The sequence below is a fragment of the Phenylobacterium sp. T106 genome, from assembly GCF_057219735.1.
In genome coordinates this window covers 278,604-299,335 of sequence record NZ_JBXVWA010000002.1, presented here as the reverse complement: position 1 = coordinate 299,335, position 20,732 = coordinate 278,604, and the positions used below count along the sequence as shown (strand labels likewise).

General features: G+C 72.2%; 25 protein-coding genes. 7 read left to right on the top strand and 18 right to left on the bottom strand.

The window, feature by feature from the left end; translation table 11 throughout:
* Positions 1-97 precede the first annotated feature (97 nt).
* Positions 98-1,120, top strand: coding sequence for a serine hydrolase domain-containing protein (locus AC2D8W_RS06140; protein ID WP_484670790.1), 1,023 nt, complete (start codon positions 98-100; stop codon positions 1,118-1,120).
* Here the strand turns inward: AC2D8W_RS06140 and AC2D8W_RS06135 are convergent.
* From AC2D8W_RS06135 to AC2D8W_RS06120, 4 genes are all read right to left on the bottom strand, one after another.
* On the bottom strand, positions 1,109-2,080 hold the full coding sequence (locus tag AC2D8W_RS06135; protein WP_484670789.1) for an ankyrin repeat domain-containing protein: 972 nt from the start codon (positions 2,078-2,080) through the stop codon (positions 1,109-1,111). The genes AC2D8W_RS06140 and AC2D8W_RS06135 overlap by 12 nt on opposite strands.
* A complete protein-coding gene (locus tag AC2D8W_RS06130) occupies positions 2,073-2,678 on the bottom strand; it encodes a sigma-70 family RNA polymerase sigma factor (protein ID WP_484670788.1) in 606 nt (201 codons plus the stop codon). Before AC2D8W_RS06130 ends, AC2D8W_RS06135 begins: the two co-directional genes overlap by 8 nt.
* 234 nt (positions 2,679-2,912) lie before the next feature.
* Entirely contained in the window at positions 2,913-3,530 is a 618-nt protein-coding gene (locus AC2D8W_RS06125) for a LuxR C-terminal-related transcriptional regulator (RefSeq protein WP_484670787.1), read from the bottom strand.
* A gap of 62 nt (positions 3,531-3,592) precedes the next feature.
* Positions 3,593-4,285: an N-formylglutamate amidohydrolase gene (locus AC2D8W_RS06120; RefSeq protein WP_484670786.1), complete on the bottom strand. Its 693-nt coding sequence runs from the start codon at positions 4,283-4,285 to the stop codon at positions 3,593-3,595.
* 68 nt (positions 4,286-4,353) lie between these two features.
* Here AC2D8W_RS06120 and AC2D8W_RS06115 point away from each other — a divergent pair, with 68 nt between their 5' ends.
* Both AC2D8W_RS06115 and AC2D8W_RS06110 read left to right on the top strand, forming a co-directional pair.
* A complete protein-coding gene (locus AC2D8W_RS06115) occupies positions 4,354-5,280 on the top strand; it encodes a transglutaminase family protein (RefSeq protein ID WP_484670785.1) in 927 nt (308 codons plus the stop codon).
* Between the two features lie 8 nt (positions 5,281-5,288).
* Complete coding sequence (locus AC2D8W_RS06110) at positions 5,289-6,131, top strand: transglutaminase-like domain-containing protein (RefSeq protein WP_484670784.1); 843 nt, start codon at positions 5,289-5,291, stop codon at positions 6,129-6,131.
* 16 nt (positions 6,132-6,147) lie between these two features.
* Here AC2D8W_RS06110 and AC2D8W_RS06105 read toward each other — a convergent pair whose 3' ends face one another.
* Together AC2D8W_RS06105 and AC2D8W_RS06100 are read right to left on the bottom strand one after the other, a co-directional pair.
* A complete protein-coding gene (locus tag AC2D8W_RS06105) occupies positions 6,148-7,119 on the bottom strand; it encodes a S8 family peptidase (RefSeq protein WP_484670783.1) in 972 nt (323 codons plus the stop codon).
* The gene (locus AC2D8W_RS06100) at positions 7,119-7,601 is read right to left on the bottom strand and encodes a peroxiredoxin (RefSeq protein ID WP_293480170.1); all 483 of its coding nucleotides are present in this window, start codon (positions 7,599-7,601) and stop codon (positions 7,119-7,121) included. The genes AC2D8W_RS06105 and AC2D8W_RS06100 overlap by 1 nt, the downstream gene beginning before the upstream one ends.
* Positions 7,602-7,727: 126 nt before the next feature.
* Between AC2D8W_RS06100 and AC2D8W_RS06095 the strand changes: the two genes are divergently transcribed.
* Positions 7,728-8,291 (top strand): YqgE/AlgH family protein, encoded by a 564-nt coding sequence (locus AC2D8W_RS06095; protein ID WP_484670782.1) that lies wholly within the window; start codon positions 7,728-7,730, stop codon positions 8,289-8,291.
* 55 nt (positions 8,292-8,346) lie between these two features.
* On the opposite strand, the gene AC2D8W_RS06090 is transcribed toward AC2D8W_RS06095, so the two are convergent.
* The gene (locus AC2D8W_RS06090) at positions 8,347-10,005 is read right to left on the bottom strand and encodes a putative bifunctional diguanylate cyclase/phosphodiesterase (protein WP_484670781.1); all 1,659 of its coding nucleotides are present in this window, start codon (positions 10,003-10,005) and stop codon (positions 8,347-8,349) included.
* Between the two features lie 44 nt (positions 10,006-10,049).
* Positions 10,050-10,661: a GNAT family N-acetyltransferase gene (locus AC2D8W_RS06085; RefSeq protein ID WP_293480175.1), complete on the bottom strand. Its 612-nt coding sequence runs from the start codon at positions 10,659-10,661 to the stop codon at positions 10,050-10,052.
* 172 nt (positions 10,662-10,833) lie between these two features.
* Between AC2D8W_RS06085 and AC2D8W_RS06080 the strand changes: the two genes are divergently transcribed.
* The 3 genes from AC2D8W_RS06080 to AC2D8W_RS06070 are packed head-to-tail and all read left to right on the top strand — an operon-like array spanning position 10,834 to position 12,993.
* A complete protein-coding gene (locus tag AC2D8W_RS06080) occupies positions 10,834-12,054 on the top strand; it encodes an acyltransferase family protein (RefSeq protein WP_484670780.1) in 1,221 nt (406 codons plus the stop codon).
* Positions 12,051-12,677: a hypothetical protein gene (locus AC2D8W_RS06075; protein ID WP_293480179.1), complete on the top strand. Its 627-nt coding sequence runs from the start codon at positions 12,051-12,053 to the stop codon at positions 12,675-12,677. Before AC2D8W_RS06080 ends, AC2D8W_RS06075 begins: the two co-directional genes overlap by 4 nt.
* 4 nt (positions 12,678-12,681) lie before the next feature.
* Positions 12,682-12,993, top strand: a complete 312-nt coding sequence (locus AC2D8W_RS06070) for a winged helix-turn-helix domain-containing protein (protein WP_293480181.1) — start codon at positions 12,682-12,684, stop codon at positions 12,991-12,993.
* Between the two features lie 188 nt (positions 12,994-13,181).
* Here AC2D8W_RS06070 and AC2D8W_RS06065 read toward each other — a convergent pair whose 3' ends face one another.
* From AC2D8W_RS06065 to AC2D8W_RS06020, 10 genes are all read right to left on the bottom strand, one after another.
* Positions 13,182-14,444 carry a M16 family metallopeptidase gene (locus AC2D8W_RS06065; protein ID WP_484670779.1) on the bottom strand — a complete coding sequence of 421 codons (1,263 nt, stop codon included), beginning with the start codon at positions 14,442-14,444 and terminating at the stop codon, positions 13,182-13,184.
* Between the two features lie 4 nt (positions 14,445-14,448).
* On the bottom strand, positions 14,449-15,837 hold the full coding sequence (thrC, locus tag AC2D8W_RS06060; protein WP_484670778.1) for a threonine synthase: 1,389 nt from the start codon (positions 15,835-15,837) through the stop codon (positions 14,449-14,451).
* Complete coding sequence (locus AC2D8W_RS06055) at positions 15,837-16,559, bottom strand: SURF1 family protein (RefSeq protein ID WP_484670777.1); 723 nt, start codon at positions 16,557-16,559, stop codon at positions 15,837-15,839. The genes thrC and AC2D8W_RS06055 overlap by 1 nt, the downstream gene beginning before the upstream one ends.
* On the bottom strand, positions 16,549-16,908 hold the full coding sequence (locus AC2D8W_RS06050; RefSeq protein ID WP_293480189.1) for a DUF983 domain-containing protein: 360 nt from the start codon (positions 16,906-16,908) through the stop codon (positions 16,549-16,551). Before AC2D8W_RS06050 ends, AC2D8W_RS06055 begins: the two co-directional genes overlap by 11 nt.
* A 10-nt stretch (positions 16,909-16,918) precedes the next feature.
* Complete coding sequence (locus AC2D8W_RS06045) at positions 16,919-17,788, bottom strand: cytochrome c oxidase subunit 3 (RefSeq protein ID WP_293480191.1); 870 nt, start codon at positions 17,786-17,788, stop codon at positions 16,919-16,921.
* A 114-nt stretch (positions 17,789-17,902) separates the two neighbouring features.
* The gene (locus AC2D8W_RS06040) at positions 17,903-18,439 is read right to left on the bottom strand and encodes a hypothetical protein (RefSeq protein WP_484670776.1); all 537 of its coding nucleotides are present in this window, start codon (positions 18,437-18,439) and stop codon (positions 17,903-17,905) included.
* Between the two features lie 75 nt (positions 18,440-18,514).
* Complete coding sequence (locus AC2D8W_RS06035; RefSeq protein ID WP_293480194.1) at positions 18,515-19,120, bottom strand: cytochrome c oxidase assembly protein; 606 nt, start codon at positions 19,118-19,120, stop codon at positions 18,515-18,517.
* The gene (locus tag AC2D8W_RS06030) at positions 19,098-19,250 is read right to left on the bottom strand and encodes a hypothetical protein (RefSeq protein ID WP_293480196.1); all 153 of its coding nucleotides are present in this window, start codon (positions 19,248-19,250) and stop codon (positions 19,098-19,100) included. Before AC2D8W_RS06030 ends, AC2D8W_RS06035 begins: the two co-directional genes overlap by 23 nt.
* Positions 19,251-20,219, bottom strand: coding sequence for a heme o synthase (gene cyoE, locus AC2D8W_RS06025; protein ID WP_293480198.1), 969 nt, complete (start codon positions 20,217-20,219; stop codon positions 19,251-19,253). It abuts the gene before it with no gap.
* Positions 20,220-20,252: 33 nt separating this feature from the next.
* Positions 20,253-20,678, bottom strand: a complete 426-nt coding sequence (locus AC2D8W_RS06020) for a cbb3-type cytochrome c oxidase subunit I (protein ID WP_484671047.1) — start codon at positions 20,676-20,678, stop codon at positions 20,253-20,255.
* Positions 20,679-20,732 lie beyond the last annotated feature (54 nt).

Genomic DNA, 20,732 nt, shown 5'->3' with positions numbered 1-20,732 from the left:
GAAGTCAACGCGGCCCCCACGTCACCCCGACGGTTGATCCGCGCCACGCGGCGGCGTCACAGTGGCCGGACGTTCCTGCCCTCAGCGCGAGCCGCCCATGCGCCCCACGACCTCCCGCCGCGACCTGCTGGCCGCCGCCGCCGCCCTGGCCGCCGCGCCGGCCTTCGCCCAGGCGCCGTCGGCGGCGATGCAGGAGGTCCTGGACTACGCGCGGGCCCAGAAGACCACGGGCTTCCTGGTGGTGCGCGACCGGCGCACGCTGGTGGAGCGCAACTGGCCGGCTCCCGAGGCGGATGCGGCCCGGTTCCGCGCCTCCTACGCCTACGAGACCACGCCCGAGGGCGCGCTTCTCGAAGACGTGGCTTCGCAGCAGAAGAGCTTCGTCGCGATCCTGGCCGCCATCGCCGTCGACAAGGGCCTTCTCGACGTGGAGCGGCCGGTCTCGGACTACATCGGCCCGGGCTGGTCCAAGGCCGCGCCCGAGCAGGAACGCGCGATCAGGGTGATCCACCTCCTGACCATGTGCTCGGGCCTGGGCGAGCCGCTGAACTACCTGGCGCCGGCGGGCTCCACGTTCTTCTACAACACCCCCGCGTACGCGATCCTCAAGCCCGTGCTGGCGGCGGTGGCCCGGCAGCCGCTCGAGACGATCACCCGCGACTGGCTGACCCAGCCCGCGGGCATGCGCAACACCGGCTGGCGGCCGCGGCCGGCGGCGTTCGCCGGCGTCGGCAACCCCACCGGCCTCGTCACCTCGCCCCGCGACGTCGCGATCATGGGACAGGTGGTGCTGGACGGCGGCCGCGCCGCGGACGGCCGGCGGATCGTCTCGGAAGCCGGGATGAAGGCGATGCTGTCGCGCTCGCCGGCCAACCCCGCCTATGGGCGCCTGTGGTGGCTGAACGGCAGCGCCTACACGGTCCGCCCGGCGGGGCGCGCGGAGGGCCCGCTCATCCCGGCCGCCCCGACCGACCTCGTCGCCGCGCTGGGCGCGCTCGACCGCAAGCTCTACGTCGTCCCCAGCCGCCGCCTGATCGTCGTGCGCATGGGCCTCGCGACTCCCGACCGCGACTTCGACCAGCAGCTCTGGCTGCGACTGGCGCGCGCCCTAGCGATCTAGCCCCAGCGCGCGATCGAGTTCGGGGTCGCCGACCGCGGCGGCCATGTCGCGGGCGCTGCGGCCCTCCGCGTCGCGCAGGTCGAGGTTCGCGCCCCGTCGCCGAAGCAGGGCGGCGGCCTCGAACTGGCGGGCCTCGATGCTCCGCATGAGCGCCGTGCGGCCCTGCGCGTCGGCCGCGTCGATCGGCGCGCCACGGGCCAGCAGCCGCGAGATCTCCCGCACCTGGCCCGCCGCCGCGGCCGTCCGCAGCCGCTCGGCCCACTCGGCCGCCTGGCCCTGCGGCGCGGGCGGCGCGAGCCGGCGCGCGGCCGCGGCCGCCGCCCGCTTCTCGCTGGTGACCACGATCTCGGAGAGCTCGCTGGAGCCGGCCGGCGCCGCCGCCGGGGGCGTCCTCGGCATGACCGGCGGCAAGCCAAGCGGCGGGATCGAGGGCGGCGGCGGCGCTGGCGGCGGCGGAGGCGGTGGCGGTGGCGGCGGCGGCGGCGGCGGTGCGAAGGTCCCGGACTCCGCAGCCGGCCGCCGCGACGCGCTGACCACGACTTCGGCCGCGCCGGGGACCGGGCCAGGCGGCAGGCGCGCCGCGGCGGGCGCGGGCGGCGGCGCAGCCTGGGCCGGCGCAGCGGGACGCCCCGAGGGCGCGGCCGGCGGCGCGGCGGCGGGCGGCGTGGGCGCGGCCGGCGTCGCAGGGGCCGGCGTCGCAGGGGCCGGCGGGCGCAGCGGGTCCGGCCGGAAGACCTGGGTCGCCACGAAGACGCTGATCCCGCCCACGCTCGCCGCAGCCAGCCAGCCGGGCCACGCCGCGCGCCGGCGCGGCGCCGCCGGAGGGGCGTCCGCCTGGGCCGACACGGCGGCCAGGACCCGGGCCCGCCGGGCCGCGCGGGCCGCCTCGTCCGCCAGGACCGCCTCGGCCTGCGCATAGGCCTGGTCGACGGGATCGGTCATCGCGTTCGGATCAGACATGGGCCGACCTCTCGCCCGCCAGGAGCTGGCGCAGTCGGGCCCGGGCGTAGCGGAGGCGGCTCTTGGCCGTCTCCATCCCGACCCCCGTGGCGCCCGCGATCTCCTCCAGCGACAGCCCCGCCTGGGCGAACATTACGAAGACGCCGCGCTGCTCGAGCGGCAGCGCCTCGACCGCGGCCACGATCCGCTCGGCCAGTTCGCGGGACTGGACCTGCTCAAGGGGCGTCTGGCCGGGGTCAGGGATCGTCATCGCCGCGTCCTCGTCCTGCGCCTGCGCCAGCACCGCCACCTTCTGGCGGCGGAAGTGATCCCACGTCTTGCGCCGCGCGATGGTCAGCAGCCAGCCGCGGAAGCTGGACTTCTGCGGATCGAACGCGGCGGCGTTGCGCGCGACGGCGACCCAGGTCTCCTGATGCAGATCCTCGGCCGCCTCGGCGTGGGCGGGCCCCAGCAACCGCCGGATGAACTGGTGGCAGACGCGGTCGTGGCGGTCGTAGAGCCGCCCGAACGCCAGCGGATCGCCGTCGGCGTGCGCGCGCAGAAGGCCGGCGTCGTCCGCGTCCTCGGGCTCCATCCGGGCCAAGCCTACCTGCCGCACCGCGCCATTCCTACCGCCTGACCCCGGAGCCGAACGGGCGGCCCCGCAGCCCCTGTTCCGTTCCCACGACGTCCAATCTCCCGAGCCTGCATGGGGACATACGCCGTAGCGCGTCCAACGGGGTTGAACGCATGAAGCCGGGCCGCGTCCAGTGCGGGCGGGCGGGCGGCGGCTCGGCATCCAGAAGACGGACAAGCCGGAGGCGCAGGCCTCGGCGCCCTATGCCGTCGCAGCTCAGCCGGCGGCCACCTGCGACATGATGGCGAGCGGGCGTTCTTCCGGATCGTGGAAGAAGGCCATCCATTCCTCCGTTCCATCCTCGTGGGTGTGGATCAGGTGCGGGGCCGACACGAACCGCGCCCCCCGCCGCTCCAGCTCCGCGTGGGCGGCGCGGATGTCCGGGACCCGGAAATAGATCACCGACTCCGCCTTGACCGGGCCCTCCTCCAGGAACAGGCGCACGCCCCCACAGTCGAAGAAGGCCAGCGGGCCGTAGGTGAAGAGGTGGGGAAGGCCGACCACGTCCCGATACCAGGCTTCGGCCTCGGCCACGCGCCTCACCGACCGGGAAATCTGACCCACCGGGCCAAGCGCTGGCTGCGCGTCCATTTGGGAGACCCTCCGTCCCAGGTTGCTGTCCCGCCGAACGCCGGTCCAGGCGCGGAGCGCGGCGCGGTCGTCCAGGCCGAGCTTCAGGATCGCGTTGGCGACATGGAACTTGACCGCATCCAGGCTGATCCGCCGGCGGGCCGCGATCTGGCCGTTCGTCAGGCCGTGCCGGACCGCTTCGACGACGCGCCACTCGGCCGGCGTCAGGACATCACCATGGCGAGGTCGCCCGCGATTGCTCATGGCGGCGGAGACTAGCCGACGAACACTCGAATTTCCCTCCCCCGCCGGGGAGGAGCCCCGCCTCACGCCAGCGCGTCGGCGACCAGCGCGGCGATGGCGGCGACGCCGTCGGGGTGGGCGAGTTCGTCCTGCCGCACCTCCAGCTCCAGATAGTCGAGCCCGCGGGGATCGCAGTGGTGCGGCACGGTGAAGTCGGTGTCGTCCATGCGGTAGGGCTCGTTGTCGCCCACCGCCTCGCCCAGGCGGCCGCGCAGCCGCGCGAGCACGGACCGGCTGAGCGGGGAGTCGTCACGGTGCAGCACGCCCAGGCGCCAGGGCCTGCGCTGGCCCTGCATCACGGGGGTGAACGAGTGCAGCGACACCAGCCGCCGCCCCGGCCGAGCGTCCAGCGCAGCGGCGATCGCGGCATGGTAGGGCTCGAAGATCTCCCGCCGCCGTCGGGCCCGCTCGCGGTCGCCGAGCGCGGCGTTGCCGGGGACGAACGTGCCGTCGCTGGTCTCCGCGATCGACTGCGGGTGGTCGGGGCTTCGGTTGCAGTCGATGACCAGGCGCGAGTAGCGCTGGCTGATGAACGTCGCGTCCAGCCGGACGGACAGGGCGCGGCCCAGGGCGGCCACGCCCAGATCGCAGGCGATGTGACGCGCCCGGTCGGCCGGCCCCACGCCCAGGTCGCCGAGCCGCGGCGGTATCGCGTCGCCCGCATGATCGCCCACGAGCAGAAAGCCCGAAGGGGCGCCCGGATTCAGCACAGCCACGGGACTTTCCTCCGCAGCGGCAGCCGGTCGCGTGGACGGCGACCCGGAATCGTCGGCGCGATGGGTCAATGCCGCGTGTCTCCCTTCTTCATCGGACCACGTACCGGTACCGCAACCCGGTCGCCCTGGGCGAGCACCGGGCGATGGCGCGGCCGATGGAGTCGTTCGACCAGCACGTCCTGTCCGCCGATCTGACGATCACGCCCGAGCCTTCGCTCGTGCGGACGATCCACGACCTGAGCAACGCCGCCGTGACCGCCGCGCGGTTCGAGGGACGGGCGGACCATCTGGAATTCGTCCTGCGGGCCGAGGTGGAGCATCGGCCCGAGCGCTGCGCCAGCGTGCAGGACGACGACACCGTCCTTGGGGCCCACGGCTTCGCCTACGCCCCCGGGGACGCCCATGCGCTGAGCCCGTTCGTCGGGAGCGCCGCGGACGCCGGCGACTCCGAGGTGGACCAGTGGGCGCGGCGTTTCCTGAAGCCCGTCGGCCGCACCCGCATCGCGACCCTGCTTTCGGACATGACGCACGCCATCCGCGACGAGTTCGCGTACGAGCTGCGGGTGTCCGGCAAGCCCCAGCCGGCGGCCGAGACGCTCGAGCGCCGGCGCGGGAGCTGCCGCGACTTCGCGGTCCTGCTGATGACGGCCGCCCGCCGCCACGGCCTCGCGGCCCAGTTCGTCTCGGGCTACGTCTACGGCGCGCCGGGCGGCGGCGCCCCGACGGGCGGTGGGCACACCCATGCCTGGGCCCGCGCCTACCTTCCCGAGGTGGGATGGTGCGACTTCGATCCGACCAACGGGATCATCGGAGCTCGCGGGCTGATCCGCGTGGCCGCGGTCGCGAACCCCCGCGACGCCGTCCCGCTGCACGGAAGCTGGTCCGGCTTCGCCTCCGATTTCATCGGCCTCGATGTCGAGGTGGCGATTTGCGCTCACGATCCCGCCGATACGCAACCGATTGAAGAGAAAGGAATTGCGCAGCAGGTCATTTAGAGGACGCCATGCGGATCAGAGCCGGATTTGAGATTGCCTTCGAGTGCCCGGCGCCCACGCCCCTGCTCCTGATGCTGAGCATCCGCCCGGAACGGCGCGGCCAGCTCGAGACGCCCGAAGTCCTGTCCGCCACTCCGGCGACCCCCATCCGGCAATATGTCGATGACTTCGGCAACGTCTGCAGCCGGGTGACGGCTCCCGCCGGCCTCATCACGCTGCGCAGCGACTTCATCATCCGCGACACGGGCCAGCCCGATCCGAGCGCGCCCGACGCCTGCCAGCATCCCATCGAGGACCTGCCGGACGACGTGATCCTGTTCCTGCTCGGCTCCCGCTACTGCGAGACCCAGCACCTGAGCGACCTCGCCTGGCGGCTGTTCGGAAACACGCCGCCCGGATGGGCGCGCGTCCAGGCGATCGTGGACTACGCCCACGCGCGCATCGCCTTCGGCTATCCCCACGCCCGCGACACCCGGACCGCCTGGGAGGCGCATGAAGAGCAGGTCGGCGTCTGCCGCGACTTCGCCCACCTGGCCATCGCCCTGTGCCGCTGCATGAACATCCCCGCCCGGTACTGCACCGGCTACCTGGGCGACATCGGCGTGCCGCCCTCGGACGCGCCCATGGACTTCAGCGCCTGGTTCGAAGTCTACCTCGGCGGCGCCTGGCGCACCTTCGACGCCCGGCACAACCGTCCGCGGATCGGCCGCATCCTGATGGCCGTGGGCCGCGACGCCACCGATGTCGCCATCAGCACCAGCTTCGGCCCGGCGAGGCTCGCGAGCTTCGAAGTGTTCACGCACGAGGTCGTCGAGACCGCGGCGTCGCAACCCCGCGCGGCGTGGGCCTGACCGGCGCGCCCGCTCATCAGCCGCCGAAGGCGCGGGCGACGTCCAGCAGGCCGCGCCCGTAGACCTCGTCGACGCCCGCCGGCCCCTCGTCGCGGGCGGTGTCCAGAAGCCGGGCGATCAGGTCGCGGCCGCTCGTCTGCGGCCAGGCCTCCATCATCAGAGCGAGGGCGCCCGCCACGTACGACGTGGAGAACGAGGTCCCCGACACCAGCTTGCACTTGCCCCGGCAGTCGGTGAGCACCCACTCGCCGGGGGCGGCGATGAACCAGGGCTTCACCAGGCCCGCACGGTTCGACCAGCTGGTGATCATGCCGTAGTAGCTGGAGGCGCCGGCGACCACGATCGCGCCCTGGAAGCGCGGATCGATCGCGTAGCGCGCCGGCCAGCTGGGGTCCGGGCCGTTGCGGTTGCCGGCGGCGATGACCACGACCGCGCCGGACGCGATCAGGCGCTCCAGCGCCGCCTCGAAGCGCGCGCCCAGCGGCTTTCCGTGCTGCAGCGGCAGGACGACGATGCGCGCCCGCTGCTCGGCGGCGTAGTCCAGCGCGCGGGCCAGGTCGCTGGGCCGGAACGCGCAGGCGCCGTCCAGGCCGCCGCCGTCCACGTCGGCGCGGATCTGCAGCACGGTGGCGTTGTAGGCCACGCCCACCATCCCGCGTCCGTCCAGCGCCGAGGCCAGCGGTCCGGCCACGTAGGCGGCGTGGCGATCGGTGACCGGCGTGGCGCGGCCCTCGACCACGTCGCGCGAGCGGCGGGAGACGTTGCGCATCAGGTCGCGCTGCGCGTCGGCCAAGCCGCAGTCCACCAGCGCCACGGTCACGCCCTTGCCGGTGAGGCCGGCCTCGTACGCCGCCCGGGCCCCGATCGCTTCGAGGCCCCAGCTCTTCCTGTACTCGTCGGAGTTGACGCGGGGCCCGCGCGCACCGGCCGCCGCGGGCGCGAACGCCGTCAGCAGCGCCGCCAGCAGCGCGAGGCCCCGCGCCCGCATCAGAGCTGCGCCAGCAGGTAGTCGGCCGCCGAGACGCGGAATTCGCCGCCCTGCTCGACGTTGAGCTCCTTCACCACGCCGTCCTTCACGATCATGGAGTAGCGCTGGGAGCGCTTGCCCATGCCGAACTTCGAGCCGTCCATGCCGAGGCCCACGGCGTCGGTGAAGGCGCCGTTGCCGTCGCCCAGCATGACGATGTCCTCGCCCACGGCCTGGTCCTCGCCCCAGGCGCGCATCACGAAAGCGTCGTTCACGGACAGGCAGGCGATCTCGTCCACGCCCTTGGCCTTCAGGTCGGGCGCGAGCTGCTTGAAGCCGGGCAGGTGCTTGGCCGAGCAGGTGGGCGTGAACGCGCCGGGCACGGCGAAGAGGGCCACGGTGCGGCCCTTGAAGAACTCGTCGGTCTGCACCGGCTTCGGCCCCTCGGCGGTCGCCTGGGTCAGGGTCACGTTCGGCAGCTTGTCGCCAACCTTGATCGTCATGGGGGTCTCCTTCGAAGGGATCGGAGCCGCAGATAACCGGGAAAGTCGGCGGATCGTAAGCCGCATTTCGCAGATGCCGACGATGCACCCTTGAAGTCGCCACGTTCCGCCCGAATCTTGCGGGGAATGGAAAGCGCGTTCCTGTCGGGCCAGCTGCTGATCGCGATGCCGGGGATCGGCGACCCGCGCTTCGAGCGCGCGCTGATCCTGGTCTGCGCCCACGACTCCGACCACGCCATGGGCATCGCCGTGAACCGCCCGGTGGAGGGGCTGACGGTGCCCGACCTGCTGGAGCGCCTGGAGATCGAGGTCACGGCGCAGATGGACGACGATCCGGTGCTGATGGGCGGACCGGTGGAGGTCGAGCGCGGCTTCGTGCTGCACACCGACGACTATCGCGCCCAGTACAGCCTGGGCGTGGACGGCGGCCTCGCCCTCACCACCACGCGCGAGGTGCTGGAGGCCATGGCGAGCCACAACCGCCACCCGCGCAGGGCGATCCTGGCGCTGGGCTATGCGGGCTGGGGCGCCGGGCAGCTGGAGAACGAGATCCGGCACAACGTCTGGCTGACCGTCGAGGCCGACGAGACGCTGGTGTTCGGCGAGGACCACGAGACCAAGTGGGCCCGGGCGCTGGAGAAGCTGGGCGTCGATCCCAAATTCCTGTCGGCGGAGGCCGGGCGGGCGTAGAGCCTCTCCCGCGTCGCGAGCTCACCCAGCGGGGAGCATCCCCTGGCGGCCCGCGTCAGCCGCGGGCCTTCACCGGGGCGGCGCCGTCGACGTAGCTTTCGTTGAGGTAGACCTCGGCTTCCTGGGCGCTGAGCGCCGGGGCGTAGCCGAAGCCCTGGCCGTAGTCGCAGCCGAGGCTCAGCAGATGCCGGGCCATGCCGGCGTTCTCGACGCCCTCGGCCACCACTTCCATGGCCAGGTCCTGCCCCAGCTTCACCACCGACGAGACGATCTTCGCCGAACCCTCGTTGGTGGCCATGGTGCGCACGAAGTAGCGGTCGATCTTCAGGGTGTCGAAGGGCAGCCGCGTCAGGTAGCTCAGCGACGAGAAGCCGGTGCCGAAGTCGTCCAGGGCCAGGGCGGCGCCGGCGGCGCGGAGCTCGCCCAGGATCACGGCGGCGCGGTCCGGGTCGCGCATGACGTCGCCCTCGGTGACCTCCAGCTTCAGCGCGCCGGGCGGGAGGCCGGTCTCGGCCCGGATCGCCGCCACGTCGGCGACGAGGTCGGCGCGATCGATCTCGCCGGTCGAGAGGTTCACGGCCACGGTCAGTTCGCCCGCCGCGCGGTGGCGCTTGCGCCAGACGGCGAGTTGCTGCGCGGCCTCGCGCATCATCATGGCGCCCAGCTCGGGCATCAGCCCCATCTCGTCGAGCAGCGGCAGGAACTGCTCGGGCATCAGGAGGCCGCGCCGGGGGTGGCGCCAGCGCACCAGGGCCTCGAAGCCGGACAGGGCGCCCGTCGAGAGCCGCACGATGGGCTGGTAGAACGGCGTCAGCTCGCCCCGGCGCATGGCGCCCTTGAGGTCGCCCTCGAGCGCCAGGCGCGACAGCCCGTCGGTCTCCAGGCCGCGGCCGTAGGCGGCGGCGCCGCCGCGGCCGTTGGACTTGGCGGCCTCGACGGCCAGCTCGGCGCGGCGCAGGAGCTCGGCGGCGTCGGGGGCGTCCTCGCCGCCCGTGGCCTCGACCGCCCCGATGGACAGGGTCGGGTGGATGTCGAAGCCCGCCACGCGCAGCGGCTGCTCCAGGGCGCGGCGCAGGCTCTCGGCGCCGGGCGAGACGCCCACGGGCGCGAAGGCGGCGAACTCGTCCTCGCCGATGCGGGCGAGCACCGCGCCGGGCGGAAAGGCGGCGGCCAGCCGCGAGCCCAGCGCGGCCAGCACCAGGTCGGCCCGCTCGTGGCCCAGGGCCTCGTTCAGGCGGCGCAGGCGGTCGAGGTCGGCGACGATCAGCTCGTGCTGGCCGGGCGTCGCCAGACGCTCGCGGGCCAGGGTGATGAAGCTCTTGCGGTCGCAGAGACCGGTCAGGTGGTCGATCCCGGAGGCGGCGAAGCGGACCTCGGCGGCGACGACGCCCGCCGCGCGGACGCCCTCCTCCAGCCAGACGCCGCGCCAGATGCACGGCGACCCGCCGCGCATGCGCAGGCGCACGGCCACCTCGGTCCCGGGCGGCTGGACCCGCAGCACGTCGTCGGCGATGGCGCGGTCCTGGGGCAGGGCGAGCGCGCGCAGGGCGGCCGAGGAGCAATCGGGCGCAAGGGGGCCTAGGCCGAGGGCGCGGGTGGCGCCCATCAGCCGCATGCGATCCTTCTCCGGCTCCCAGACCCAGAGCGCGACCTCAGCCGCGCCCAGGGCCTCGAGGGTGGCCGTGGCGTCCCACATCCAGCGGTCGTTGGCCATTCGGTCCTAGAGTTGCGCCTGTCCGTGTCCCAGGCGCCGGCCGGCTAGACCGACACCCCGTCGTCCGGCCCCTCGTGGCCCCGGTAGGGGGTGAGGCGGCCGAACAGCACATGGTCTCGCCAGACGCCGTTAATTTTAAGATAAGCCTGAGCGAAACCCTCCTCCGAGAAGCCCGCCTTCTGCAGGAGCGTGCGCGAGGGCGTGTTCTCCGGGATACACGCGGCCTCGAGCCGGTGCAGCGCCAGGGTGCGGAAGGCGAACTCGCAGAGGGCCTTCACGGCGCTCAGGGTCATGCCCTGGCGGGTGAAGGGGCGGCCGCACCAGTAGCCCACCGACCCCATCTGGGCGACGCCGCGGCGGACGTTGGAGAGCGTGATGCCGCCCGTCAGGGCGTCGTCCGAGGCGCGGAAGACGAAGAAGGGATAGGCGACGCCGGCCTCGCGGTCGCGGGCGTACGCCAGCAGCCGGCGTCGGAAGGCGGCGCGCGAGAGATCGTCGGCCGGCCAGGTGGGCTCCCACGGCTGCAGGAAAGCCCGGCTGACGGCGCGCAGCTCGCGCCATTCGGCATAGTCGGCGGCCCGGGGCGGCCGCAGCCAGACCCCCTCGCCCTCGACGCGAAGGCCGCTTTCCGGCGCGATCCAGTCCAGCAGGGCCATGGCGGGAGGGTCGCGCAATTTGCCCGTGGGTCAAGAGTGCCCGACCTCTCACAAACTAGTTTACGATATAGACTAGTTGATATACCCCTGACCTCACGATGGCTCCCAAGCCCCATCGTTCACACTCGCCGGGCGCGGCGGTCCGCGCCCGGCGCCTTCTGGGAGGACGGCGATGACCACCGGCACGGAACGTCTGCACGGCCTGGACGCGGTTCGCGGCTACGCCCTCATGCTGGGCGTGGTCTTCCACGCGACCATGTCCTTCCTGCCGGGCCCGCAGGTGTGGGTGGTGGAGGACAACCAGGCCTCGCCCGCGCTCTCGGCCCTGTTCTTCGTGGCCCACATCTTCCGGATGACCACCTTCTTCCTGATCGCCGGCTTCTTCGCGCACATGACGTTCCACCGGCGCGGCGCGAAAGGGTTCATCGTCGACCGTCTCAAGCGGATCGCCCTGCCCCTGGTCGTGTTCTGGCCGCTGGTCATCGCGGGGATCGTGATCGGCATAGGCTACGGGGTCTACGTGGCCACCGGGACCTTCCCCACCGAGGCGCCGCCGGCGCCGTCGGCGGGGCCGCCGCCGGCGCTGGCCTTCCCGCTGACGCACCTGTGGTTCCTGTACGTGCTGCTGATCCTCTACGCCGCGGTCCTGCTGGCGCGGAGCGCGGTCGCCAGGCTGGACGCGGCGGGGCCGCTGCGGCGCGCGCTCGACCGCGTCGTCGCGGCGGTGGTCGCGAGCCCTGCCGCGCCCGCTCTCCTGGCGGCGCCGGCGGCGACCCTCTGCTACCTGCAGCCCGGCTGGCTGGCGTTCTTCGGCGTGCCGACGCCGGACCAGAGCCTGATCCCCAACGCGGTCGCCGCGACGCAGTTCGGCCTCGCCTTCGGCCTGGGCTGGCTACTGCACCGGCAGCCGTCGCTTCTCTCCGGACTGCAGGCCCGCTGGCCGCTGAACCTCTCGATCGCCCTGGCCCTGTCGGCGGCGCTGCTCGCCCGCCTGGGTCTGACGCCGGTGACCGCGCCGGAACCGCCGGGCCTGGAGAAGGCGCTGCAGGCCGCCGCCTATGCCGTGGCGATCTGGACCTGGACCTTCGCCGTGATCGGCCTGGCCCTGCGGTTCCTGTCCGACCACAGCCCCGTGCGGCGCTACGTCGCCGACTCGTCCTATTGGATCTACGTGATCCACCTGCCGATCGTGATCGTCCTCCAGGCCTGGCTGTCGCGCCACGACTGGCCGGCGCTGGCGAAGTTCGGCGTCGTCCTCGGGGTCGGGTTCGCGGTGATGTTCGCCAGCTACGAACTGCTCGTGCGCCACACCATCCTGGGCGCCTGGCTCAACGGCCGGCGGGTCCCCTGGCGCGCGCCGAAGTCCACCGGCCTGCTGGAGACCGCCCGATGAGCCCCGCCGACACCGCCCGGGACGACCTCGCCTACATGCGGGCGCTGGTCGAGACGCCCGGCGCGTTCCAGCGCTCGTTCGGCCAGGCCTACTTCACCGCCGGCCTCTGCTACGGCCTGCAGATGATCCTGCATGCGGCGCAGGCCCTGGGCTGGATCGCGGAGAGCGGCCTGCCCGCCCTGCTGATCGGGCTCGGGCCCACCGTCGTGTTCCTGGTCCTGCTCGCCTGGATCATCGCGGCCGACCGCGCGACGCGCAAACCCCTCGCCGGCGCGACGGCCAAGGCGATCGGCGCGGTGCTGGGCGCCATCGGCATCGCGAACCTGGTGCTGGTCTTCGTGGTGGGCGTGGTGGCCTGGCGCGAGGCCAGCCTCACCGTCTGGCTGATCTATCCCTGCACCGTCATGGTGCTGCAGGGGACGGCCTGGCTGGTGATCTACGCCCTGCGGCGGCGCGCCTGGTTCGGCGTCGTCGCCCTGGGTTGGTTCGTGACGGCCGCAGCCATGGCCGTCGGGGTCGCCTACCAGAACTTCCCGCTGTTCATCGGGGCGGCCGGCGTCGGCTTCCTCGTCTTCATGCTCGCCCCGGGCTGGATCATGATGCGCAACGCGAGGATCGGCTGAGCCGATGGCGCCGCGCTTCGACATCGGCAAGATCGACGATGTCATCCACGGCCGCCTGCGGCTGGGGGTCATGGCCTATCTGGCCAACGCCGAGGTGGCCGACTTCAACGAGCTGAAGGCGGTGCTCGAGGTCACCCAGGGCAACCTGTCGGTCCAGCTGCGCAAGCTGGAGGACGCGGGCTACGTCACCATCGAGAAGGGGTTCCTGGGCCGCAAGCCGCGCACCCAGGTGCGCCTCACCGCCGAGGGACGCGCCGCCTTCGCCCAGTACCTGGACGCCCTGGGGCGCCTGATCGGCCAGCCGCCCGCCGCCTGAGCTCGCGAGCGGCCTGGGGTCCGGACCCAGTACCCGGTCATCCCGGCGAAGGCCGGGATCCAGGTGGAATGGCTCAGATGAGGTTCCCGTGGGCTCGGAGCCCTTCCCATCACGATCCCGCACGTGGATCTGGGTCCCGGCATTCGCCGGGACGGTCGGAAGCCGTCGAAATCGCTGATCTTCTGAACCTAGCGGGAAAGCGAGGCCTGGAAGGTCTCGGCCGCGCCCAGGGCGGCCTTGGGACCCAGGATCGCCACGGCGGCCTTGCCGGGCGCCAGGATCTTCCGCGTCAGGTCCGCCAGCTGATCGGCCGTCACGGCGTCGACCTCGGCCGCCACGGCCTCCGGGTCCAGGGCGCGGCCGAACAGCAGCACCTGGCCCGCGGCGTGCTCGGCGCGCGCGAGCGCCGACTCGCGCCCCATGAACATGCCGCCCTTGAGCTGCGCCTTGGCGCGCGCGAGCTCGGCGGCGCCCGCGGGCTCGAGCATGCCGCGCAGCTCGCCCACGGTGACCTCGGCGAGCTCGGCCGCGTCGCGCGCGTCGCACCCGGCGAAGACGCCCAGGACGCCCACATCGGCATAGGTCTCGCTGTAGGCGTCGATGGCGTAGGCCAGCCCGCGCTTCTCCCGCGCCTCCTGGAACAGCCTCGAGGCCATGCCGCCGCCGAGGATCTCGGCGAGCAGGCGCAGGGCGAAGTAGTCGGGGTCCATCACCCCCACCGCCGGCAGCAGCAGGACGACGTTCGCCTGCTCCAGCGGCTTGGCCACGGTGCGCACGCCGCCGACGAAGGCGCCTGCGGCGGGCGGCGGCAGGCCCGCGGCGCCGGCCGCGCCGAAGTCGCGCTCGGCCAGCCGCAGGAGGTCGTCCTCGTCGACAGCGCCGGCCGCGCTGATCACGAGCCTGTCCGGCGCGTAGAGCGCGGCGCGCCAGCCGCCGAGCGTCTCGGGCGTGGCGCCCTTGATGGAGCCGGTCGTCCCCAGGATGGACCGGCCCAGCGGCTGGCCGTCGAAGGCGGCGGCCTGGGCCAGTTCGAAGACGAGATCGTCTGGCGTGTCGGCCGCCTCGGCGATCTCCTGGCCCACCACCTGCTTCTCACGGGCGAGGTCGGCGGCGTCCATGGCGGGCCGCTGGACCAGGTCGGCGATCACCGCCGAGCCCAGGTCCAGGCCGTGGGCCAGGGCGCGGACCTGGAAGCTGGTGCGCTCGTAGCCGGTGGAGGCGTTGATGTGGCCGCCCTCGGCCTCGATCACCTCGACGATGTCCTTCGCCGAGCGGCCGCCGGCGCCCTTGAAGACCATGTGCTCCAGGAGGTGCGACCAGCCCGACCGGGCCTCGTCCTCGAACCGCGCGCCGCGGCCCGCCACGACGGACAGCGCCACCGTCTGCCAGCCGGGCAGCGGATCGCAGACGACACGGACACCGTTGGAGAGGGTGTGGACCCTGGGCGGCAAGCGCTCAGCTTTCGGCGAAGGCGCGGACGTACGCCTTGATGGTGTCCGGATCGGCGGGCAGCCGGTCGAACCGCTCGGGCCGGTCCGCGAGGCTCGAGGCGCCGCGCGGGAGGGCCGGCGCCGCGCCCGACGCCTTCAGCACGTCTTCCGCGAACTTGGCGGGGTGGGCGGTCGAGAGCACCACCGTCGGGCCCTCGAGCGGCGCGTGGCTCAGCGCGGCCACGGCCACGGCCGTGTGCGGGTCGATGAGTTCGCCGGTCTCGTTCAGCGTCGAGACGATGGTCTTGAAGGCCTCGTCGTCGCCGATCGCCACGCCGGTGAAGACCTGCTGCATGGCGCCCAGCGCCGCGGGCGGGATGTCGATGGCGCCGGTCCTGGCGAAGGCCTCGAAGGCGCGGGTCGTCTCCACGGCGTCGCGCTGGACGCACTCGAAGTAGAGCCGCTCGAAGTTCGAGGCCGACTGGATGTCCATGGCGGGCGAAATGGTCGCCTGCACCGCGCCGCGGGCGTAGCGCCCGGTGGCGAACGCGCGCGCCAGGATGTCGTTGGCGTTGGTGGCCACGACGATCCGCTTGATGGGCAGCCCCATCTTCATCGCGACGAAGCCGGCGAAGGCGTCGCCGAAGTTGCCCGAGGGCACGACGAAGTTGATCGGACGGTCCGGGGCGCCCAGGGCCGCCGCGCTCGTGAAGTAGTAGACCGCCTGGGCGGCGATCCGGGCGAAGTTGATCGAGTTGACCGCCGCCAGGTCCACGGCCTGGCGCAGCGCCTTGTCCTGGAACGCGTCCTTCAGGATCGCCTGGCAGTCGTCGAACGTCCCCTGCACCGACAGGCAGGCGATGTTGGCCTCGGGCGCGGTGGTCATGAACCGCCGCTGGACCTCGCTGATGCGGCCTTCCGGGAACATCGCCACGACGCGGACATTGCGCGCGCCGCGGAACGCCTCGACGGCGGCGCCGCCGGTGTCGCCCGAGGTGGCGCAGAGGATGGTCTGGCTGCGCCGCTGTTGGCCCAGGAAGTGGTCGTAGAGCCGGGCCAGGATCTGCATGGCCACGTCCTTGAAGGCCAGGCTGGGACCGTGGAACAGCTCGAGGATGAAGGTCTGCGGGCCGATCTGGGTCATCGGCGTCACGGCCTTGTGGCTGAACGTGCCGTACGCCTCCTCGCACATCCGCAGCAGTTCGGCGGGTTCGACCTCGTCCCCGGCGAAGCGGCCCAGCACGGCCGCGGCGACCTCGGCGTAGGGCCGGCCGGCGAACGCCGCGAGCTCTGCCTTGGTGAAGGTGGGCCAGGTCTCGGGGGCATAGAGCCCGCCGTCGGGCGCGAGCCCGCCCAGGACGGCGTCGGTGAAGCCCACGGCCGGTGACTGTCCGCGGGTGGAAACGTAGCGCATCAGCTCTTCCGCCGTTTTGCGAGCAGGGCGGCATAGACGGCGAGCAGCACCCCGGCAAGGCCGTACCAGGTGACCGCGTACTCCAGATGCCGATTGGCGATCTCGGCCGGGATGGGCGCGGGCGTCAGGGCCTTCCAGTCGGGATTGGTGGAGGTCTCGGCCATCAGCGTTACGGGCGCGGGCTGGGGCGCGTTCAGGGCCGCGGCCATGGCCGGCAGGTCGCGCACGTACCACTGGCGAGGCGTGTTGGCCGGCGAGAAGAGGTTGGCCGGATCCGGCCGGCGCAGCACGCCGACCACGGTCACCGGCGCCGTGTTCGCGGCGTCCACGGGCGGTCGGGCCGACACGGTGTCGGCGACGAAGCCGCGATCGACCAGCACGCTGCGATAGGCGACGCTTTCCACGCGGCAGGCCGACACCAGCCGCACGCCCGCCTGCCCTTCCCTCAGCCCGTAGAGCTCGAGGAAGGGCGCGGACGCCAGGCCGGGGCAGGTCGCGGTGACGCGCGTGAAGTCCGCCTCGGCCCCCCGCGCGGCCGCATCCAGCACGGCGCCCACGGGCTGCGCGGGAGCGGCCTGCAGCGCGGCCACGCGGGCCAGCAGGGCTTCCTTCCAGTGCAGGCGCTGCACCTGCCAGGTTCCCAGCGCCAGGAGGATGGCGAAGGCGACCGCCACCGCGACGGTCAGGCCGACAGGAAAACCCCGCCGGGCGTCAGCCGTCATGGCGCGCTTCGGAGGCCTTGTTCATGAACTGCGCGGCCAGCATCGCGCCCTTGAGGGGGCGCATCAGGCCCAGTGACAGCACCAGGGTGAGGGGCAGCCACAGCAGCAGGTGGACCCAGATGGGGGGATGGACCGCGAACTCGGTGAAGACCGCGGCGAAGGCCACGATGAAGCCGGCGATGAGGATCACGAACACCGCCGGCCCGTCGCCCGAGTCCGCCTTGGCGAAGTCGTAGCCGCAGGCCTCGCACGCCGGCGCCACCTTGAGGAAGCCGTCGAAGAGGTAGCCCTCGCCGCAGTTGGGGCAGCGTCCGCGAACCCCCGACAGAACCGGATTGGGCTTGCTCAACGCCTCAGGCCTAGTGCCCCGACGCCCCGAAGATCACGTAGACGAACGCGAACAGGAAGAGCCAGACCACGTCGACGAAGTGCCAGTACCAGGCCGCCGCCTCGAACCCGAAGTGCTGCTTCGGCGAGAAGCCGGTCCCCATCAGCCGGATCAGGCAGACGATGAGGAAGATGGTGCCGACCAGCACGTGGAAGCCGTGGAAGCCGGTGGCCATGACGAAGGACGAGCCGTAGAGGCCGGAGTTCTCCTTGCCCTCGCCGAAGAAGTAGTGGTGGCCGAAGATGTGGCTGTACTCGTAGGCCTGGATCGCGGTGAACAGGATCCCCAGCGCGATCGTCAGCGCCAGGCCGATCTTGGCGCTGCGGCGGTCGCCCTGCTGCAGCGCGTGGTGGGCCCAGGTCACGGTCGTGCCGGACAGCAGCAGCGTCAGCGTGTTCACGAGCGGCAGCTGGAAGGCGGGGACCGTCTCGACGCCGGCGGGCGGGAAGGTCTTCCAGGCCTCGGCCACCTCGGAGATCGGCGCCATGGTCCGGTTGCCGTGGAACAGGGCCATCTCGAAGAAGATCCAGAACCAGGCGACGAAGAACATCACCTCCGAGGCGATGAACAGCACCATGCCGTAGCGCAGGCCGATCGAGACCACCGGGGTGTGGTCGCCCTGGTTGGCCTCCTTCACCACGTCGGCCCACCAGCCCACCATGGTGAAGAGCACGCCCGCGAGGCCCGCGTAGAACAGCCAGGACGTGCCTTCCGGCAGTCCGAACAGGCCCTTCATCCAGGCGACGCCGCCCAGCGCCATGACCGTGGCCGCCATCGAGCCCACGAGAGGCCACGGGCTCGGATTGACCAGGTGGTAGTCGTGCTTCACGCCAGCGGCCATCGCGCTCTCAGCCCCTCAGAAATTCCCCCGCGGCGACAGAGTCGCGCGCAGTCCAAGTTGCGGGACGCTATAGCCCCGGCCTGAACGGTTCGCCAAGGGGGAAAGGACGCCGTGTCACGCCCTGGACCACTGCATCACCCAGTTGTCGTCCCAAGTCCGGCCGCCGTCGCGCGACACCGACTGGCTCCAGCGGTGCGAACCGGCGCGGATCTGGTCCCAGAGACCGCGGTACTTCACCGGCTTTCCGTCCTCCTCGTCGTCGGCGGTGAACACCCCGTCTCCATCGATGAAGACGCCGCTCATGCCCGGGAGGGCGAGCACCCCGCTCTTCGCATTGACCCAATGGTCGACCCAAACCTGCTGCTTCACGTCCAGCAGGCGCAGCCCCAGACCCGAGAAGTCCCGCGCCGGGATCCGCAGCTCCTCCACGCTGCCCACGCCGCCCAGGATCGTCCAGCAGGTCGCCTCGCCGTCGAACTCGTCCCACTGGCCGGGAGCCTTGAGGCGGCGCTGGCGGATCTTCCACTCGCCGGCGAGGAAGTCGAAGTCTCCCGGTCTGGCGGCGGGCTTCTCCCCGGCCTGCGGGCGCGACGGGGCGGCCGCCACCAGTGCGGCCGCGGCCCCGACGATCAGGCGACGATCCAGGTCCATGGGTTTCCCTCCTCGTGATCCTCGAGGAGGGAGCGTGCCGAACGGCTGCTGCCAACCTTGGCAGCAGCGGCGGGATCAGCTCTTCGCCGGCGGGGTCAGCTTCTTCGCCGCGGGGTTCGGGGCCTGCTGCGACGCGGCGGTCGTGGACGGGAAGAAGGTGTAGCTCAGCGTCACCTCGGGCTTGCCCTTGGTGTTGATGTCCTCGGCGTACTTCGGGTCGATGAAGTACAGGACCGGCACGTCGACCGTGGTCTTCGGCGGGATGGTCTGGTCGGTGAAGCAGAAGCACTGGAGCTTCTGGAAGTAGGGCCCGGCCTGCTCCGGCACGACGTTGTAGATGGCCCGCCCCGTGATCGGCCTGTCCGAGTTGTTGGTGACCTTGAAGAAGGCGAGCTTGGTCTCGCCGATCTTGGCCGTCTGCGAGGTCTGGTCGGCGGTGAACGACCACGGCAGGTCGCGCACATTGGCGTCGAAGCGCACGACGATGGTCTTGCGCAGCACCGTGTCGGACGCCTTGTCGGCCCGACGCGTGGCGCCGTCGAAGCCGGTGATCTGGCAGAACGCCCGGTAGAGCGGCACCGAGCCGAACGCGGCGCCGACCATGCCGAAGAACACGCAGGCGCAGATGATGGCGACCCGGCGGTTTCGGGCGTTGGGATCAGATCGGTCGGTCGATGACATTGGCGCCCATGCGGACAACGGTGACGACGTAGACGAGGACGATGAAGACCACGAGGCCGATCGCGATGGCGATGTTGCGCCCGCGCCGCGCCTTGGCGAAGTCCTCGTCCTCGCGGTTGGGATCGCTCATCTAGAGGAGCTCCAGCGGCTTCAGGCCGGCCAGGTGCTCGCCCAGCAGGGTGGCGAACAGCAGGGCCAGGTAGAGGATGGAGAAGGCGAACAGGTTGCGGGCGTCGCGCGCGCCGGCCCGGACGTCGTACAGGCCGTCGTCATTGCGCGGATCGGCCGCCTCGCCGGCCTGGCTGCGGAACAGCCGCCAGGCTAGGAGCAGGAAGACCAGGCCGCCCAGCGCCGAGACCGCCAGGTAGACGGGCCCGCCCAGGCCGGTGAACGCGGGCGCCACGCAGACGGGGATCAGCAGCAGGCTGTAGGCGAGGATCTGCGCCCGGGTCGACTTCGCGCCCTTGACGACCGGCATCATCGGCACGCCGGCCTTGGCGTAGTCCTCGGAGGTGTAGAGCGACAGCGCCCAGAAGTGCGGGGGCGTCCACATGAAGATGATGGCGCAGAGCAGCCAGGCGTTCAGCGGTGCCGTGCCGGTCGCCGCCGCCCAGCCGATCACCGGCGGCAGCGCGCCCGCCAGTCCGCCGATGACGATGTTCTGCGCCGTCCAGCGCTTCAGCCACATCGTGTAGACGACGGCGTAGAAGAGGATGGTGAAGGCGAGGAGGCCGGCCGCGAGCCAGTTGGTGGCCACGCCCATCATCATCACCGACAGCAGCGACAGGGTGACGCCCAGGCCGAGTGCGTCGGCGCCCTGCACCTTGCCCGCGGGCACGGGGCGGCCGCGGGTGCGGCGCATCTTGGCGTCGATGTCGGCGTCGAACCACATGTTCAGGGCCGCGCTCGCGCCGGCGCCCACGGCGATGCAGAGGATCGCCACGGCCGCGAGGATCGGGTTCATCGGCGCGCCCGCGCACACCAGTCCCGTCAGCGCGGTGAAGATCACCAGCGACATCACGCGCGGCTTCAGCAGCTGGAGGTAGTCCTGCCAGCGGGCCGGGGCGCGAACGTTTGTCTGGGCCGATGCCATGGCCATTCAGGATTACACCTTGCGACGGGGCGCGCCTCTCTATCCCGATATGGGCTCGCGACGGAAGGCGTCGAAGAGGGCCGCGACGAAAAACAGCTGTCCGGCGAGCACGGCGACGTAGCCCGCGCTGGCCACGCCGTTGAACAGGAAGAAGCCGCCGAGGCCGTCGGCGCCCGCCGCGAGGCCGGGCGCGAGCCCCAGCACGGTCTGCGGCAGGAAGATCGCGTTCACGCCGGCGAAGGTGGCGGCGAAGTGCAGGCCGCCCAGCAGGCGCCGGCGGCGCCCGCGGCGCGCCCGTTCGAGGGCCATGTAGATGAGAGCGAAGGCCAGGAAGGCGCCGCCCGCCAGCAGCAGATAGTGGATGTGCGCCGCCACGTAGTACGCCGCCGCGTCTCCGTCCTGCGCGGCCCCGGCCGGGAAGCGGCGTCCGGACAGCCGTCCGCTGGCCCAGGTGGCCGCGCCCAGAACGGCGAAGCCCGCCGCCCAGAGGAAGGATGTCCTTCCCCAGAGCGACGGGCT